This is a genomic window from Pantoea cypripedii, assembly GCF_002095535.1.
Lineage (GTDB): Bacteria > Pseudomonadota > Gammaproteobacteria > Enterobacterales > Enterobacteriaceae > Pantoea > Pantoea cypripedii.
Map to the genome: position 1 here is coordinate 52,781 of NZ_MLJI01000002.1, position 18,926 is coordinate 71,706.

General features: G+C 39.3%; 14 protein-coding genes and 1 pseudogene. 11 read left to right on the plus strand and 4 right to left on the minus strand.

Annotated elements, in window-relative coordinates; translation table 11 throughout:
• Nucleotides 1–9 precede the first annotated feature (9 nt).
• Together HA50_RS21305 and HA50_RS21310 are read left to right on the plus strand one after the other, a co-directional pair.
• A complete protein-coding gene (locus tag HA50_RS21305; RefSeq protein ID WP_084878771.1) occupies nucleotides 10–1,167 on the plus strand; it encodes a glycosyltransferase in 1,158 nt (385 codons plus the stop codon).
• 28 nt (nucleotides 1,168–1,195) lie between these two features.
• A complete protein-coding gene (locus HA50_RS21310) occupies nucleotides 1,196–1,789 on the plus strand; it encodes a glycosyltransferase (RefSeq protein ID WP_084878774.1) in 594 nt (197 codons plus the stop codon).
• Between the two features lie 185 nt (nucleotides 1,790–1,974).
• Here HA50_RS21310 and HA50_RS21315 read toward each other — a convergent pair.
• Nucleotides 1,975–2,088, minus strand: a pseudogene (locus HA50_RS21315) (transposase); the annotation flags it as partial.
• Nucleotides 2,089–2,531: 443 nt separating this feature from the next.
• On the opposite strand from HA50_RS21315, the gene HA50_RS21320 reads away from it, so the two are divergent.
• A complete protein-coding gene (locus HA50_RS21320) occupies nucleotides 2,532–3,728 on the plus strand; it encodes a glycosyltransferase family 2 protein (protein ID WP_276329383.1) in 1,197 nt (398 codons plus the stop codon).
• A gap of 613 nt (nucleotides 3,729–4,341) precedes the next feature.
• Here HA50_RS21320 and HA50_RS21325 read toward each other — a convergent pair.
• On the minus strand, nucleotides 4,342–5,214 hold the full coding sequence (locus HA50_RS21325; protein WP_158087427.1) for an OprD family porin: 873 nt from the start codon (nucleotides 5,212–5,214) through the stop codon (nucleotides 4,342–4,344).
• Between the two features lie 41 nt (nucleotides 5,215–5,255).
• On the opposite strand from HA50_RS21325, the gene HA50_RS21335 reads away from it, so the two are divergent.
• The 8 genes from HA50_RS21335 to HA50_RS21370 all read left to right on the plus strand — a co-directional run bounded on the left by HA50_RS21335 (nucleotide 5,256) and on the right by HA50_RS21370 (nucleotide 14,951).
• The gene (locus HA50_RS21335; RefSeq protein WP_084878786.1) at nucleotides 5,256–5,543 is read left to right on the plus strand and encodes a glycosyltransferase; all 288 of its coding nucleotides are present in this window, start codon (nucleotides 5,256–5,258) and stop codon (nucleotides 5,541–5,543) included.
• Nucleotides 5,544–5,982: 439 nt separating this feature from the next.
• On the plus strand, nucleotides 5,983–7,404 hold the full coding sequence (locus HA50_RS21340) for a mannose-1-phosphate guanylyltransferase/mannose-6-phosphate isomerase (protein ID WP_084878789.1): 1,422 nt from the start codon (nucleotides 5,983–5,985) through the stop codon (nucleotides 7,402–7,404).
• 14 nt (nucleotides 7,405–7,418) lie between these two features.
• Entirely contained in the window at nucleotides 7,419–8,795 is a 1,377-nt protein-coding gene (cpsG, locus tag HA50_RS21345) for a phosphomannomutase CpsG (protein ID WP_084878791.1), read from the plus strand.
• 295 nt (nucleotides 8,796–9,090) lie between these two features.
• The gene (locus tag HA50_RS21350) at nucleotides 9,091–10,248 is read left to right on the plus strand and encodes a glycosyltransferase family 4 protein (protein WP_084878794.1); all 1,158 of its coding nucleotides are present in this window, start codon (nucleotides 9,091–9,093) and stop codon (nucleotides 10,246–10,248) included.
• A gap of 158 nt (nucleotides 10,249–10,406) precedes the next feature.
• Nucleotides 10,407–11,063 carry a hypothetical protein gene (locus HA50_RS21355; protein WP_139810996.1) on the plus strand — a complete coding sequence of 219 codons (657 nt, stop codon included), beginning with the start codon at nucleotides 10,407–10,409 and terminating at the stop codon, nucleotides 11,061–11,063.
• A gap of 332 nt (nucleotides 11,064–11,395) precedes the next feature.
• Nucleotides 11,396–12,841 (plus strand): lipopolysaccharide biosynthesis protein, encoded by a 1,446-nt coding sequence (locus HA50_RS21360; RefSeq protein WP_084878800.1) that lies wholly within the window; start codon nucleotides 11,396–11,398, stop codon nucleotides 12,839–12,841.
• 98 nt (nucleotides 12,842–12,939) lie between these two features.
• Entirely contained in the window at nucleotides 12,940–14,397 is a 1,458-nt protein-coding gene (gene wbaP / locus HA50_RS21365; protein WP_084878803.1) for an undecaprenyl-phosphate galactose phosphotransferase WbaP, read from the plus strand.
• Nucleotides 14,398–14,426: 29 nt separating this feature from the next.
• Nucleotides 14,427–14,951 (plus strand): hypothetical protein, encoded by a 525-nt coding sequence (locus HA50_RS21370; protein WP_084878806.1) that lies wholly within the window; start codon nucleotides 14,427–14,429, stop codon nucleotides 14,949–14,951.
• 1,302 nt (nucleotides 14,952–16,253) lie between these two features.
• Here HA50_RS21370 and HA50_RS21380 read toward each other — a convergent pair.
• Nucleotides 16,254–17,390, minus strand: coding sequence for an acyltransferase family protein (locus tag HA50_RS21380; RefSeq protein WP_158087428.1), 1,137 nt, complete (start codon nucleotides 17,388–17,390; stop codon nucleotides 16,254–16,256).
• A 145-nt stretch (nucleotides 17,391–17,535) separates the two neighbouring features.
• Nucleotides 17,536–18,801 (minus strand): hypothetical protein, encoded by a 1,266-nt coding sequence (locus HA50_RS21385; RefSeq protein ID WP_084878813.1) that lies wholly within the window; start codon nucleotides 18,799–18,801, stop codon nucleotides 17,536–17,538.
• Nucleotides 18,802–18,926 lie beyond the last annotated feature (125 nt).

An 18,926-nucleotide genomic window follows, 5' to 3' on the forward strand; every position in this document is an offset into this window, starting at 1 on the left:
TGGTTTTTAATGAAGAAAATATTAATCGCGTGCAGAGCATATTTTCCAGACATTGCCGGGGGTGGTGAGATATCCACCAAAACACTCTCTGAAACTTTAGTTGAATTAGGTTTTGATGTAACCATCTTAGCTATAAGCGATGGTAAAAAAAATGAAGAAGTAGATGGTGTAGTTGTACATAGAATCAAACACAAAAATGTGTATTGGTCATTTAAAAATAAAGAAGTGAGTGCTGTAAAAAAAATAGCATGGCATTTGGTTGATTCTAATAATATCTTTATAGAAGGTGAGCTAAAGAGAGTTCTCTCGGAAGTTAATCCGGACATATTGATAACAAGCACGATAGAAGATGTTTCATCAATCATATGGAAAGTTTCAAAGAAAATGAATATCAGAAATATCCATATTCTTAGAAGTTATTCTTTACTTTGCCCAAATGCTAATATGTTTAAGGAAGATAATTGCAAAACCAGATGTGCACTTTGCAAGACAGTGACCTTACCTAAGAGAATTAATTCAAGTTATGTTGATGATGTTGTGGGGATTAGTCACTTTGTTGCTGATGAGCACTTGAGATACGGTTATTTCCCTAATGCCAAAAAACATGTCATTTATAATATTTGCCTAGGTCCCGTGCTTGAAGAAAGGATATATAACGGATTCAAAAAAGATAGTGTCAGGATTGGTTATCTCGGGAGAATACACAAAACAAAGGGTATTGATATCATTTTCAGCGCCTTAGGGAAAATAGAACCTAAAATTAGGGATAAAGTTGAGGTTGAAATTGCAGGTTCAGGAGAGAGAAAATATATAGAGGAATTGAAAATTATAGCCTCAACATTTGGAGTTAAGTGTACTTTTCTAGGAAACACAAATGCTAATGATTTTCTTGATAGACTGGATATGCTGATTGTTCCATCGAAATGGAATGAACCATTCGGACGGGTTTTGATTGAAAGTATGGGTAGAAATGTGCCTGTTGCAGGTAAGAAGGTTGGCGGTATACCAGAGCTATTAGTCGATAATACTGATTTTTTGTTTGACGACGAAATAGAGCTTGTTGATTTGATCAGTAAATTTGTTAAGGGAGAGATTGAGTTCAACTTCAATTTGGATGAATTCAAAACTGAAAGTATTATCAGCCAATGGTCTGACTTGTTGATGTGACTTTTGTCATAGAAGTCTTGGAGGGTGAGTGAAGAAAATTATTTACGATTTGCGTTGGGAAGGTAGTCATGGAATTGGGCGCTTTTCTACTGAAATCACTAAAAGAATTAAATTCGATAAGTATTTTAACGCAAAAGTTAAGCCTACAAGTGTTTTTGATGTTTTTGTAACAGGTTGGACTCTGTTGTTTACCAAGGATATATATTTTACGCCTGGTTTTAATGCGCAATTTATTGCTGCGAAAAGATCCATCATAACAATACATGATCTAAACCATATCGACACTCCAGGGAATTCAAGTTTATTAAAGCGGATATATTATAATTTAATACTTAAGCGAGGTTGTAAAAAGGCCTTATTTATCTTGACCGTTTCAGAATTTTCAAAAAATAGAATTATTGAATGGTCTGGAGTTGATAGCTCAAAGGTTATTGTAGTAGGGAATGGTGTTTCGAGTGATTTTACTCCCGAGGTGAAACCTTACGAACCGGGGTATAAATACCTTTTTTGCGTTAGTAATAGAAAATCTCATAAAAATGAATTTCGCTTGATTGAAGCTTTTGCAAAAGTTAATGCAGATAAAAATATAAACCTATTATTATCGGGTGGGGGCTACTTCTGAATTGAATGAGTTAATCAGAGGTTTAAATCTACAGGATCGTGTCTAGCTAGCTAGCGTCCAAGTGTTGAGGCGACTGTGTGCGGATTTCCCATTTGGGTACAGGTTTATACCTGATGCCGGATAGATGTTAGCAACAACCTAAACCTGATTCAGTGCTTGCAAAACAGAGGTAGTCCATAGATACAGAACGTGGCATCGGAAATACCTGGCTTACGGCAGACCTCCGGCACGGACGTCCCCAGTTCAGCCTGCTTCAGGGCAAAAACAATCGGCTCTTCGGTGAATCGTGATTTTTTCATCGGCACCACCTCCGTTCAGGGAGTGTAGATTATGCCGGCATTCTGTTTCTGAATGGTGCAGGATTTCGGGTCATGGTCACACAGGTTAAATGCATTGTTCTGCCAGGCGCGAAATAAGGTAACAGAAGGGCATGAAATAACCTCCACCATAAAAATAGAGTTATTAATAACAGGCAATAGAAAGTTGTCATGTATTGGCAACTCATTGTCATGCCTTGCTTACATAGAAACTCATTTTTCATGTTTACATATCAACGTCATATTTTGAATCGAAATAAATTTAAGCACTCCAGATATAACCATTCCATAAACTGAGGTATCTATATGACGTTAGATATAAGCACCAGCAATGAGACAGATTTCATCGATCTAAAAAAAAATACATTTCAAGAACAATAGTCAGGGAGGGTTTTCCGACAAAGAAAACCGACGTACTTATTTCTATCACAGCATACAATGAAAGTGCATATATGATATGCAACACACTGGCGTCACTTGCCAGAAACATAATTTATATAAATGAAAAACATCATGTGAAATATGAAATTAAAATATGCATCATATTTGACGGCATCGCTAATATATCGGGTGACACTGCTATTTTTTTAGAATCACTGGGGTATGAATTAAACAACACTGGTCATAATGAACTTTATCCCATGCTGACATTAAGTGAGAAAAAATTCGCTTCACCTGAACTACTCAGACAATGTGCAGACTATACTGATAACAAACATGTTGTTGGCTCAGATCATGAGATAAATTGTATTCTTGCATTAAAATCTGAAAACAGAGGGAAACTGGACTCCCATGCATGGATGTTTTTATCTATATGTGAGCAACTCAACCCGCGATATATTCTACAGGTGGATGCAGGAACCGTCCCCGCCACATCATGCCTGCTGAATTTGTTATGCGATATTGAGAGCCACCCGGACTATGCCGCTATTGCTGCATACTTACTACCTAAACCTAATTTCTTTGTTCCTGCGCATAAATCCTGGCAATACAGCAATTTCGTCTGGGATAAGATAAATTTTTGGCCGGTCGGTTATCTGCTGGGATACCTTGAGGTCATCCCCGGGGCATGTAGCCTCATTCGATGGGAAGCCGTTAATAACGGTAATCCAGGACAGCTCCCGCCGTTATCTAACTATTTTCGCGGCTTGTCACCCGCTGGCCTGCTTCAGAAAAACCTCTATCTGGCGGAAGACCGTGTTCTTGGTTTTGAAATTATAAAAAATGGTGATCGCGAATATAAGATAAAGTTTAACCCCACGGCAAAAGTGGAAATCGATAATTGCAACACTTTTTCGGAATTGATTCTACAGAGAAGACGCTGGATAAATAGCACATTATCGGCGCGATTATATGCCTTGTCCCAACTACCGGGAATCATTGTTAACAATAATAAAGGAGCATTTTATAAATTTAAAATTATGGTATCACTATATTTATCTTTAATTAATATGGCTGAGATGGTTCTCATGCCAGCCGTATTCAGTATATTATTATTTTTTACATTTGAGAAACTGTCTACAAATTTACCAACTTGGGTGAATCTCCCTTATATATCCTATAGTGCATTCTTCTTCTCTTGGGTGGGAATGATTATTTTGATGCTTTTTTTTCTCCGGTGAAAAAATATGGGAAAATACTTCATCACTTGCTATTCTTCCCCATATTCATAATGTTTGCATTTTGTCTGTTAACTATTCTCATCAATATTAATTTGGTTTGGTTCTATGCAGTAACAGCATTCCTGTTGATCTTTTCGCTGGCTGTTTTGATACCGACCCCCTCTTCAGCGATCCATTTTTTAAATGGATTGTTATGCACTTTATTTTTGATGCATCTATCTCGTTTTATTTAACCAACTATGCGCTGGCAAACTATAACGATACCAGTTGGGGAACGAAAGGATTAAATAACAATGAAAAAAACAAAGTACAACAAGAAAGGTAGCATGGCTATCATGCTGGGTGATAGTGAATATGATAGTTTCATTTTTTCTCATTAGCATCGACTATACACAGAGGATTTTTTTGTTTACCGTACTAAGCGTATATATTATGGGGCGTTCATCATTATGTTCAGTTCTAACTTTACTTATTTACTCTAGGAAGAAATATCTCGCAATCAGACTAAATATTGATACACTGGCGTTCATTATTCCTGCTCAATAAGGGTAAATATATTGCGTATTCACAAATAATGAACGCCAGCTTTTTCGTCCATGTGGTGGATGACCAATCAAAAAATTATTGAAAATGGAAGGGTTACAGTTAGCTTAATGTTTTTTTGATCCTGTGGCGTATTATTAAAACCATTGCTGTAACCCGTCATTCCACTATGGTTAGTATAGTATACATAACGAAGTTTTACTTTTCCTCCCGAAAAGAATCCACTCTTTGCCAGATCATAATTCAGATACACAGCCACAGCAGACTCATGGATTCTCTTCGTCTGGTCATAAACTGGATCAGAGCCGGGCCTGACATCCCAGCCAAAGGCATAACTGGCTCCAACGGACCACCCGGATAACTTTTGCGCATCCAGAGCGTATCTAACACCAAAAAAAACAGCCTTCTCCCCGTTAGCATTGAAGTCAGAAATTGAATCCCAATCAAAATCCATCCGCCCCGCTGAACTGGCGTAAACAGGAGTGAGCCTTGTAGTAAAATATCCCTGACTTCCTGCTGCCTTAACTTGTGTCGCTTCTATTCGGTATTCAAAAGGATAGTTTAGATAAAAAAGCGTCATTCCTTGTAACCATGCCACACCATCATAGAGATTGTTATCTGATTTATTATTCACATTATCAGTGGCCATATAAAGCTGATAACTTAGCCTGAATATTTTATCATTTTCAGCATGCTGACTATATGTTGTTTTCCATAAATACTGCGAAATATAATCTCGGGATCTTCCGTAAGCACCCTCAAATAACCATTTATCATGCTCATAACTACCACCGATGGAGTCAATAAAGGATATGGGAGTGTATTTATCCACCTGGCGAAATGAATAAAAATGAGCATACCATGGTGCTTTATATCTATCGGCAATAAAATATGATATTTTAAATTTATCATGAGAAAAACATTTTGTTGAACCCCAGTTCAATACCTCGATATGCACCCTGTACTATATCTAGCTAGCTAGTAATGCCATCTCTTTATGAGGGATTCGGCCTTCCAGTCATTGAGGCAATGGCTTGTGGAGTGCCAACAATAGTGTCTAGCACAACTTCGTTAGGAGAGATTGCAGCTAACGCATCTTTATTGATTGACCCAATGAGAGTGGATGATATTGCACACTCAATACACAAGCTATTTTCAGATGAAGAGTTAAGGAAAGATCTTTCACGAAAAGGGTTGGAGCACGTTAAACTATATACGTGGGATAAAACCGTTGAAAAAATAGAACGTGCTATTTCTAGTATTGATATATAACGAATTTAACATCCAGTCTGATATTTTTCATGTCACTTCCATTCTTTATTTTTTTCATTATTTAATGCCATAGTGCGTTTTTTATACTTACTCTATTGGATTTATGCTCTCCAGATAGAAAATTTTGATGAGTTAGATAATGAACTTTCCAGAGCGTTATTTGTGGGGCGCCTGGGGATGATGCTCTGTTATTTTGTGAATCTCATTTTTGCAGTGATATTTTATACTATGTTTGTTTTCTATTGCTAACTTGATAATCAGAGATTCATTGAGTGTTGACTTGAATTTTCTTAGGAAGTGTTCTTAATCAATTGCTAATAATTAACTTACCGTAAGTTCGCAGGTAAGCTATTACAATTTTAGATTAAGTTTATGTGCTGAATATTTATATTCAGTTAACTCAATATGTTTGACTTTATTTTATGCTGAGACGAAAATTATGATCCTTCCAGTAATCATGGCTGGCGGCACTGGCAGCCGTCTATGGCCGATGTCTCGTGAGCTTTATCCAAAACAATTCCTTCGTCTTTATGGCGAAAACTCCATGTTGCAGGAGACTGTTATCCGCTTAAATGGTTTGGATGTTTCTGAACCATTAGTCATCTGTAATGAACAACATCGCTTTTTGGTCGCTGAACAACTGCGCCATATCGATCAACTTTCTAATAATATTATTCTGGAGCCAGTAGGGCGTAATACTGCCCCTGCAATTACATTGGCTGCACTTAGTGCTGCTTCACAAGGTGAGGATCCATTACTGCTGGTACTTGCTGCCGACCACGTTATTGGTGACCGCGCGGCATTTCATCAGGCAGTCAAGGATGCTATCCCATTTGCTGAGCAGGGTAAGCTGGTGACATTTGGTATTGTCGCGGCTGAGCCTGAAACTGGCTACGGCTACATTCAACGTGGCGGCATGATGGGCAGCCCCCAGGCTCCGGTGTTTCGTGTGCAGCGTTTTGTCGAGAAACCGGATCTGCCTACAGCAATTCAGTATCTGGAAAGCGGTGAGTATTACTGGAACAGCGGTATGTTCCTTTTCCGCGCCAGCCGCTTCCTTGAAGAGATTGCTCAGTTCCGTCCGGACATCCTTGAAGCTTGCCAGAAATCCATTGCTACCTCTGAGACTGACGCCCAGCAAGATTTCATCCGCGTCGATAAGAAAGCGTTTATCGCCTGCCCGGATGAGTCAGTTGACTATGCAGTAATGGAGAAAACCAATGATGCGATCGTTGTTCCACTGGATGCAGGCTGGAATGACGTGGGTTCATGGTCAGCATTGTGGGATGTCAATAATAAAGATAACCAGGGCAATGCACTGACGGGTGATGTATTCACTCATCATGCCAGCAATTGTTATATCAACACTGATGAGAAGCTGGTTGCAGCGGTCGGTGTTGAGAATCTGGTTATCATCAATACCAAAGACGCTGTATTGGTCATCGATAAGTCTCAGGTACAAGACGTTAAGAAGGTTGTCGAGTTCCTGAAGAAAAACGAGCGTGGTGAACATCGCGTCCATCGTGAGTCTTATCGTCCCTGGGGGAAAAACGATAAAGTCGTCAGTATGCCGCGTTATCACGTTAACCGTGTCACGGTTAAACCTGGCGGAATGTTCTCTCTGCAAATGCATCACCATCGTGCTGAGCACTGGGTGGTTCTTTCTGGCACGGCAAAAGTCACCATTGACGATAGCACTTATTTACTGACAGAAAACCAATCGACGTTTATCCCGATTGGTGCCCAGCACATGTTGGAAAACCCTGGGAAAATCCCTCTCGAATTATTGGAAATACAGTCCGGTTCCTATTTGGGAGAGGACGATATCATTCGAACAAAAGATCATTATGGCCGTTGCTAATTAGGGGATGAAATATGTCTGGTAAATTGTCTTGTTTTAAAGCTTATGACATTAGAGGGAAGTTAGGCGAAGAATTAAATGAAGATATCGCCTATCGCATCGGACGTGCCTATGGTGAATATTTAAAACCAAAAAAAATGGTCGTAGGCGGTGATGTACGATTGACCAGTGAAGGATTAAAACTCGCGTTAGCCAAAGGTCTTCAGGATGCGGGTACAGACGTCATTGATATTGGTTTGTCTGGCACTGAAGAGATCTACTTTGCGACATCTTATTTGAATGTTGATGGTGGTATTGAAGTCACCGCCAGCCATAACCCATTAGATTATAATGGCATGAAACTGGTGCGCGAAGGTTCAAGACCTATCAGTGGTGATACCGGGTTACGGGATATTCAACGCCTGGCGGAAGATAATGACTTCCCGCCGGTAGATCTGGAAAAAACAGGGTCCTACACCACCATTTCAGTACTGGATGCCTATGTTGATAAGCTTTTCAGCTATATCAATCTGGATAACTTTACTAAGCCGATGAAGTTAGTGGTCAACTCTGGCAACGGTGCCGCAGGCCATGTCGTTGATGCAATTGAGGCTCGTTTCAAACAAGCGGGTATCGCCATCGAATTTATTAAAGTTCATCACCAGCCAGATGGTAATTTCCCCAATGGTATTCCTAATCCCCTGTTGCCGGAGTGCCGTCAGGATACTACCGATGCCGTAGTTGCTTCCCAGGCTGATATGGGTATCGCGTTTGATGGTGATTTTGACCGCTGCTTCCTGTTTGATAGCGAAGGGAACTTCATTGAAGGGTATTACATTGTTGGCCTGCTGGCTGAAGCCTTCCTTGAAAAGGATCCTGGTGCCCGCATCATCCATGACCCGCGTCTGAGCTGGAACACCATTGATGTTGTCAACCGCGCTGGCGGTGTGCCGGTTATGTCTAAAACTGGCCATGCTTTTATCAAAGAACGCATGCGTCAGGAAGATGCGGTGTACGGGGGCGAAATGAGTGCACACCATTATTTCCGTGATTTCGCCTATTGTGATAGCGGCATGATCCCATGGCTGTTGGTGGCTGAGTTGCTTCAGGTTAAAGGGCAATCGCTGCGTCAGCTGGTGAATGATCGCATGGAAGCTTACCCGGCATCTGGCGAAATCAACAGTGTACTAGAACAACCGCAGCAGGCAATCGAGCGTGTTCTGCAGCACTATGAAGAAGGTGCTTTAACTCTGGACCGTACTGATGGTATCAGCCTGGAATTTTCAGAGTGGCGCTTTAATTTGCGCAGTTCCAATACGGAACCGGTGGTTCGCCTGAATGTGGAATCGCGAGCTGATGTCGCATTGATGCAACAACACACAGAAAACATTCTTTCTATTCTTCGTAGTTAATAACAATAATATCGCCTTCTAATTTATAAAGTGAGTCAATGTTTAAATCATAATTATGAGTGATCTTTTCTCACTTTTCTAATCCGTTGCAATCGGATGTTTCGCCAGCCCTTTCAAGCATGGCTGTATTATTAGCGATGCCAGGGAGCCTTATTTGTTATTCAGTAGAGTGTCTCGAAAATATTAACTTAGTTTTAATTCATTGTCCCTCATGTGGGGCAATCGAGTAATAACGACGAAGATGCCTCAGTTTTAGGGTTCTTTCGTCTCGTGCAGGGCTAGAGAGGGTTTAATAATGTCACGAAATTTAAGTGTAGGAATTGTTGCCGACTGGTTAGTAGGATTCGCCGGGGCAGAGAGAGTGATCGCTGAATTTATTGAACTGTTCCCTGCATCGGAAATTTATTCGGTAGTGGATTTTTTGTCCGATGACTCCCGTCATCTTTTTCATGATAAGAAAGCCACGACCTCATTTATCCAGCGCCTGCCGGGAGCTAAAAAGAAATATCAAACCTATTTACCTTTAATGCCGCTTGCTATCGAGCAGCTGGACGTAACGAAGCACGATATTGTGTTATCCAGTAGCCATGCGGTTGCAAAAGGGGTGTTAACTGGCCCGGATCAGCTTCATATCAGCTATGTTCATTCTCCCATTCGCTATGCCTGGGATTTCCAGCACCAATACTTGCGTGAGTCTGGGATGGATAAAGGCCTGAAGGGTAAGCTGGCGCGCTGGATGTTGCATAACATTCGTATGTGGGATTATCGCACCGCCAATGGCGTTGATTACTTTATAGCTAACTCCCACTTTATTGCCCGTCGTATCAAAAAAGTGTATGGCAGAGATGCTGATGTGATCTATCCACCTGTAGATGTTGATCGCTTCACCTTGCGTGAGCAGAAAGATGATTTCTACTTCACTGCCTCACGTATGGTGCCGTACAAGCGCATCGATCTGATTGTTGAAGCCTTCAGCCGTATGCCAGATAAGAAACTGGTAGTGATCGGGGATGGTTCAGAAATGGCAAAAATCAAATCGAAGGCAACGTCGAATGTAGAGATCCTGGGCTATCAACCTAATGACGTGATGCAGGATCATATGCAGCGCGCCAAAGCGTTCGTCTTTGGGGCTGAAGAAGATTTTGGCATCACTCCAGTCGAGGCTCAGGCATGCGGTACCCCGGTGATTGCCTTCGGTAAGGGGGGAGCGCTGGAAACCATTCGTCCTTACGGTGAAGAACGTCCCAGTGGCTTGTTCTTTTATGAGCAATCAGCTGAAGCCATTGTCGATGCTGTAGAGAAGTTCGATTTGGTGCGTGATGAGATACTGCCCGCCGACTGCCGTGCTAATGCAATGCGCTTCTCCGCAGAACGTTTCCACACTGAGTTGGATTGCTATATCGATAGTAAATGGAAGGCATTTAAGCTGAGTAAAGAAGTAAGCTACTCATGATCGTAAAACTATAACTGCTCTGTACCAGACTTTGGAAGGGTAGAACATTTCCTGATTTTTTAATCTCAATGCTTAAAGGCTCACATATGTGCAAAACAATGTTAGTTGTGGTTTTGTATGATAAAACTTATAAAGACTCGCTAACACTAAACTGCCTGATGAACAAAGAATACACAGAGGCGGACTTGCTGATTATCAATGTCGGCCCTAAGTCATTAGAATTCGATAAAGAATTTATTCACACGCTAGGTTTTTTTGTTAGTGATATTTATATCAAGGAAGTTTTAGATGGTGCTCCAATAGGTGATGTTTACAATAGTATTGTTAAGGAAAGTAATGATTATGAACGTTTTATCATTCTGGACGATGATTGTAAGCTGAGTAAAGGCTATCTGAAAAAATTGGATATATATCGTACTAATGATATTGATTTGCAAATACCGCATATCAGTGACAGAAATCATAGTGAAATTCACTACCCTGTGATAAATGAATCTGTTCCGATGAGTAATGACGGTCTGATAGTCAATCAATACGATCGGGTGAAAACTATTGGCGTTGGGCTGGTTATTTATCGTTCGTTAATAACCAAGTTTCGGTCCCTTGAAATGGATGTATTTAGCAGTGATTTCAAACTGCACGATGTTGATTCTGATTTCTTCGATAGACTGAATTTGTTAAAAAATAAAAAAATCGCTACTGGAATACAAATAGCGGGGACTATGGGTTGCCTTTCATCACAGAAAAACGACACATACAATAAACTATCTTCAGTAAAACGAATTTATAACAGAGTACTTGGGGTTAGAAATTAACTATCAATAAGGTGATATTGTAGCCGTGTCTGGCTGAATGTGCTTGTCTGGGTTTTTAAAATATACGTATACCAACAATATAGATTAATGGTTGTGCTGAAGGAGTTATACAGATCTTAGGGTTAAATAATTTCTGTATTAACTTCTGTTTCCTGAGTCGTGTTGGGATAACGAATTCTTCCATTTATTAAGGTGTCTGATTTACTGTGTTAGCAGCAATGGTCAAGTGTTGTAAGTCTTTATGAGTCATGTTTGTTTTATGAAAATAATAATATTTCATTATTTTGCAAATAATCATCAATTAATGTGTCGCTAAACAGGGTGATATCTCGATGAGTCTGTTGTCTAATCTAAAGTGGAACGCATTATCTCAGTTTTTTAAAATATTCGTCCAGGCAGTAAATCTTATCTATCTTGCTAAGATAATCCCACCTGCACAGTATGGTCTAATGGCCATGGCTGTAGTAGTGATCAATCTTGGTATTTTACTACGCGATTTGGGAACAGCGGCTGCAATTATTCAGAAGAAGAAATTGAGCAACGATTTGATCAATTCCATCTTCTGGCTAAATGTTGCCATGGGGGTGTCATTATGTTGCATCATCGCAATCCTCGCAAAACCATTATCATCACTATATGGGCACCCTGAACTTCAGTTAGTATTAATGTTGCTTGGTTTGTCGTTCCCTCTATCAAGTTGCGCTGCCACACATCTGGCTTTACTTGAGCGTGAATCCAGATTTAAAACAACTTCAAAAATTGAAGTCACATCTGCAATAACATCAGTTATTGTCGCAGTAGTTATGGCACACCTTGGTTTTGGGGTATATAGCCTTGTTGCTCAAGCTATTACGTTAAATTTAATGTCTGCTATTCAGTTTTGGGTTGTGTCTGACTGGAGACCATCTTTAAGTAAGTTTATTCGTTGGAGTGATATCAAAGAGATTTTTTCATTCAGTACTAATCTTTCATTATTCAATCTGATAAACTATTTTTCACGCAATGCAGATAGCTTTATTGTTGGGAAGTACATGTCGGCAACCATTTTAGGACAATATAATCTGGCCTACCGTATTATGTTATTCCCTTTATTATGTCTGACATTTGTCGCAACACGTTCCCTTTACCCTATTTTAAGCCAACATCAGGATGATAACGAAAAAGTTGAAAAAACATATCTAAATACTGTGTTCATTATTCTGGTGATCACCGCTCCAATGATGACCATTATTGGGTATTATAGCTTCCCGCTAATACGAGTTGTTTTTGGTGATCAGTGGTTAAAAACTGCCGAGATATTAAAATGGTTAGCACCAACTGCTATCTTACAATCTGTTCTGAGTACATCCGGAGCAGTGTTTATGTCCAAAGGAAGGACAGATCTTCTACTCAGATTAGGTATACTTGCAGCGATTTTGCAGGGAACTGCTTTCATCCTCGGTGTGCGATATGATATTACTACTTTCGCTATGTTTTATCTAATTGCTAACATTATTAACTTCTTCCCTTTGATGTACTATATGTTGAAGATTATGGGTGGTAGTTTTGCAAACCTTTTTTTAAAGATATACCCCATATTTATTGCTGTTGGCGCGATGTTTGTTTTCATGCGATTTATTAGTCATACTTACTCTGAATCTAGTATTAATGGGATAGTAAGTCTATCATGGGTGTTTATTTGCAACTTCTCATTTTATTTCTTGTGCATTATTGCAATGTCGAAAACTTCTCGCCGATTTATCTTTAGCAAGCTGAGGCTGAAGTCAGAAAAAGTCTGACTAACAAGCGCAGCAGAATTTTTTTAAATAATTATTTAATTACAAAGCTTACCATACTTAGTTAATCATTAACGGTTTTTCTGATCGGGTATATTCATATGAATACACTACAGCAACGTATACACATCACTTCAGACTTTACCTATAAAAATCTTCTAACGAAGATTTCTCTGGCTTTTTCGGACTTGATTTTTTTCAATGCTGCACTATTTGTTGCGCTGGCGCTGATTGAATCACTTTCACACTCACCGCTTGCCGATATTTCTGCCAAAGATCTCAATTTAAAAATCATTACACATATTTGTCTTTCGGTTATTTGTGTCGGTTGGTTCTGGGTTCGTCTGCGTCACTTTACCTATCGCAAACCTTTCTGGTTCGAACTTAAGGAAATTATCCGTACTGTTCTTATTTTCTCTGTGATCGACCTGGCTATTACTGCGTTGTCACAGTGGCAGATGTCACGTTTTGTCTGGGCTCTTACCTGGTTGCTGGCTTTAATCGTTATTCCTATTGGACGAGCCATTGCACGCCGCTTGCTGAATCATTTTGGGATGTGGAAAAAACAGACTGTAATCATTGGCAGCAGTAAGAACGCCCAGGAGGCCTGGAAGGCTCTGCAAAGCGAAGAAGTGATGGGATATGATGTTGTTGCTTATTATGATGTTGACGGTAAATGCCCTCAAGCAAGCATCTCCGGTATTCCAGTATTACGTAATGAACAAGACCTTTGGTTACTGACCAATCCTGAAACTCAGTTTATTGTCGCAGTTGAGTCTGAACAAAGTCAGTATCGTGATACCTGGCTCAAAACTTTGGCACGACGTAATTGCCGTTCGGTTTCTGTCATTCCTACTTTGCGTGGTGTACCACTATACGGTACTGACATGGCCTATATCTTCAGCCATGAAGTGATGATTCTGCGCGTTAACAACAATCTTGCGAAACGTACCTCGCGCTTCCTGAAGCGTGCGTTTGATATTGTTGGCGCGCTTAGCATTATCATCGCGCTGTCCCCGGCTCTGTTGATTCTTGGCTATCTCGTCAGTCGTGATGGTGGCAACCCGATTTACGGTCATGAACGCGTTGGTCTCAATGGCCGTAAGTTTAAATGTCTCAAATTCCGCTCAATGGTGATCAACTCCAAAGAGGTGCTGGAAGAGGTACTGCGAACAGATCCGGTGGCACGAGCTGAGTGGGATAAAGATTACAAACTGAAAAATGACCCTCGTATTACCAAAGTTGGTCACTTTATCCGTAAAACCAGTCTGGATGAGTTGCCACAGCTGTGGAATGTGGTACGTGGCGATATGAGTCTGGTAGGGCCGCGTCCTGTTATCGAAGATGAACTGAGTCGTTACGCTGGTGATGTCGATTATTACCTGATGGCGAAACCAGGCATGACGGGATTGTGGCAGGTCAGCGGTCGTAACGATGTTGATTATGAAACACGCGTTTACTTTGATTCCTGGTATGTCAAAAACTGGTCACTATGGAATGACATTGCGATTTTATTTAAAACGGTAGGCGTAGTGCTGAAACGCGACGGCGCTTATTAATTTCCTCTAACTTATTCTATGGAGCTAATGTGATAAAAAGCGATAGACTTATCACGCAGTTGCAAAATAAATTCATCGAATATGCGATAGAGAACTTATCTCTTCAAATGCCGTACAACAAGATGAACTATTTTGTATATGATATTCATCATTTCTTATTGGCGTTGAGCCGAGGCGAGATTAACTCTCGATCGAGAAACATCGTTTTGCTTTTTAATAATGAACTGGAGGTTTTTATTCTCCAGTCGATTTGTGATGTTTCCTTTGTGGCTCTTGATGTTCGCAGTCTTGATGTATTCGACTTCTTTAACGGAGAGAAGGCTTTTAAGAAAGTAAAGCCGTTCAAAGAAAAGGATGATAGTGCCAGAATGCGGGTTTTCCTCCTTATCTTGCGTGGTTGGGATGATGAGAAAATTTGTCATTCACTATTTATTACTATGAAAAAGCTGAAGGAATATAAATCACAGCTAACATATTCTTTTTTTGAGAAGAGAAGAAATCTTTTCTATTTAACGCTAAATGGATTCTTGCAAAGGGATGTTTTGGCAGCCTAAATAAAAAATTTTTTGATAAGTTGTCCTGCTACCTTTAGGAGGGACAGGGTGGCAGGATAATTTATATCATCCCTGACATAACGATGAATTACCGCCAGCTGAATTATTTTCCAACATTTCATTTTGATAACCGAAATTTCATGTTGGCTAATAATTTAAGTATTCATGGAAATTTGAACGCAGATATTATTTTCATGATGTTTTCTACCAACTTGGAAATGATTCTAACTCCTTCCTAGATATCCTCGCCATTTTTTCAAGCCATTTTGCGTTGCTTATCTGACCTGTTTCCCATTGATTAACACATCCGAGATGTTATTAACGTCTTTATCAGAAACGTAGGGTGTCCCTATGCAGAATTTCTTCTGAAGAATAACTCATCAGTATTTTTCAGAAAGTCAAAAGTAAGATTTTCAATTTTTAAACTCTACCGTATGTGCGTAATATCTGACATAGTGTTTTATTGCGTGACGTGAGGATGTAGAAGTCTTGCGGTTGCAGAAGCGAATCGACTTCAAGATCATGAGGATTTCATATCAGGTGTTTCTTCAAAGAGTCGATGCATTGATAATGCAGCACCGGGGGCTACTCTTTGTTTGGCCGGAAGTACTGGTGGTAGATCCGATGAGCGAAACTGCTGTGTTAATGTGTGAGACGACAGAATTATTTTAATTCCGAACTATTGGATTTATAGGATGTTCTTTCAATTTTTTTGTTAGTTTTAAAATTACACGGCTGTTGCATCTCAGAGTCGCTACTTAATTGAACTGGAGTTAGAGCAACGCAGAGTTTCGTTTATCTCAGGAAACGTAGTTACTGCGTCATGAGGGATATTTAGTTAATCACAAGTACGTTGAGCGAAGCTGTAAATCCAACCCCTGACCGTAAAATGCAGATAACGTCAAAGAAGTCTTGCAACATACTACTTTCCTTTGTTGCACTTGGAAGTGCCAAATTTGACATGTTTTAAGTATTGGTACAGGGATGTCTTATACATACGAAGGGTAATAGACCATATAGAATTTATTCTGCAATCAACACTTAGTTATTTTGACCTACTCAATTTCCTTGATATTTTTTTGAACGGAAATATTGATAACGATAAATATGGCATTATTAGATGTGGCTCTCTGTAGAATCTTATGGTAGGTCAGGAAATTTAATAAAGTAAGTACTTATGATGTTAACCGGATAAGTTGTGAAAAAAAGCCGTACCCTGTCATATCTATCAGTGGTGCGGCCTAAGTACATCAATTGAAGATAAAATTTTTAAATTATGTAGTTGTATAAATACAGTTCACTTCATTGGCTTTTTGAGCTTTTATAAGAAATGAAGGCTACAGCAAAATTGTTAATTTTATTCATTGTTTTTTCTACAACAGGAGTAATGATAAGCCTCAGCTTTGGTTCAATAAATATTGAAATAGCTAATGATAGAACAAACATCGCTGATAGTGCAGATATCAGGCAGTTAGTCTGAGATATTCCAAAAGACGATAATTTCCCCATCAATGCAGAACCAACAAGTTGATGGATAAGATACAAAGGATAAGTCGATAGCCCTAAAATCCTGACTATTTTTCCTCCACCTTTGCCAATTACTTCTGCAACATATTCATTAAATTCCACTGATAAGTAAATGAATAACGAGGATAAAAGCCACAAAAATACACCAAGATAACTATCTGTGCCATGCAATGAGTGGAATACAAGTATGCAACTGCCAACTAAACCGCATACAATTCCATAGCATCTTATCTTGGTAAGTCCATTATAAAGCAATCCATAAAGGAAATAACCAAAACCAAACTCACATGCGTTAACGATAAGAGATAGCTGGAAGGGTCTTGATTGCGATAACCAACCCAAATCAGGTCGATAGATAAAAATAAAATAGCAAAATAATGTGCTTGCAGTAGTTAGTATAGTCATTACATATTCAATTTTATTGAAAGCATTAATGGCTATAACGGCAAAAATTATAAAGTAAAATGAACATTCAATGCCTAATGTCCAATACGTTCCATCAATATGATCTCCGATTGGTATGAACAAAACACTGCGAACCCACGAGAGAATCACTTCTACACTACTGCGGTGGTCAACAGCAAGAGCAACAACTAATGTTATTGAAGCACAAATCCACGCAGCAGGGAATAGGCGTAGTATTCTGCTACGAACAAACTTTGCAGCACTCGCACCTTGTGCACTATATGCAATAACGAAACCAGAAATCACAAAGAAAATATCAACGCCCACACGCCCAGCACTAGTTATTCCTTCAGCCCAGGGAAAATCAAAACTTCCATTGGTTATTTTATATGCCGTGAAGCCCGGTACCCCAATCCAGTAACTCAGATGAAATAACATCACGTATGCAGCACATAGAAATCGAATTATATCAATTCCATATATCGGCTTGGGTTTTGTAAGAGTCATTAATTCACCGCCATAAATTAAATACATGAGGCCAGTCACATTCTCATTTTGGAAATGTGGCTCGTTATCGTATCACAATGTTTGATACTCCATTTTTATTATTAGGCGTCATATCCATGACTATTTACTAGGCTAATGGCTTTGCTTAATAAACGTGTTGCATCCTACTTTTATTTTCGATGCTTTCCTGAATAATATGACGTTTTCTCAACCCTTGTACGTACACATGAGAAAATACCAAACAGAAGAGAAATGATGTTGAAAATAGCTGAAGGCTAGCTAATGTGTATGAGGTAAATGCCCATATTACTAATAGCGCGCACAGGAGTACTCTGTTTTTATTCCTGTTTAAAAATACATAGGTGGCCATCCATATGAACGATGCTGCAAAGAAAAACCCTGAGAATAGACCAAATGCAGAGCGTGCTAGTCTGAATTCATTCTCCATATAAGCCTGGCCACCAACGCCAAAGAGACTTAACATAGGATCACTTGACATAATTTTATTCAACTGATCATATTGAATTTCCCTCATCTGGAGGGTATCAAGGTTTGCCTGATTTGCCATCTCAGGATGAATTAAAGCATTAATTTTGTTTGTTGCTATATAAACCATGTCTGTGAAAAATGTTGGGTTAGTCAAATACTGTTCCATCGCAATGAGAAGCAGGAATGGACCGATAATTGCTATATAGCTCGTAGTTTTAAGTGGCTTTCTGAACACAGATAGAATTAATATCAAAGCCATTGTTACCATTGCTGTGCCTGTATTCTGGGCTACTATTCCGAGTAGTAAGCAAGCCATCTTAATATTGAAGGTTATAAGATTTTTTTGCTTCACCACAAAGATAAGGCAGAAAATTGCAAAACAAATCATCTGGCCATCCATTGTAGGATAACCCACTCCCATTCTACCCCAATCTCTGAAGTCTGGCTTGAATAAAGGAAAGCCAAAAAGATATATAGGGATAGTGATGACAGAATAGATTGCAGCAAGAGTTATAACAAGCTGTATTCCTTTCTCTGTGATTGATATGTTGTTTCTCGCATAAGTAAGAAAGGAAAGGAATATTATTGAAAAAAGAATGTGTTTATAGACAGATGAATATTTATTTGCATAAATCTGAAGCGCACCAACTTTGAAATCTTCTATGTGATTAAAAAGTGTTACAGGTATGTTTATTATTGCAAATGCAGATACTAGCAGAAAAGGTAATGCAAGTTTTATATCCTGTTTTTTTACGGTCTTAAGAAGTGGGAGGCAAAGGAGTATAAATAAATTAAGACCAAGCTCCCTGAAAGGAGACACTAGGTCTGAAATGATAAGGTTACTCCTCATCCCATCAAAAACTATAAAAAAAACCAGGAAAAAGAATATGCACCTATGTAGAGTGCTAACACGCAGTGTCATGATCGTTAACCGGTTAAATTGCTGATTTGTAAATGCTACATTACCAGATAATTAGCGTCAATAGCATGTTGCCTATTGGAACTTTCTTAAACAACTTATAGGGATTTGTCCTATGCGTGTAAGTC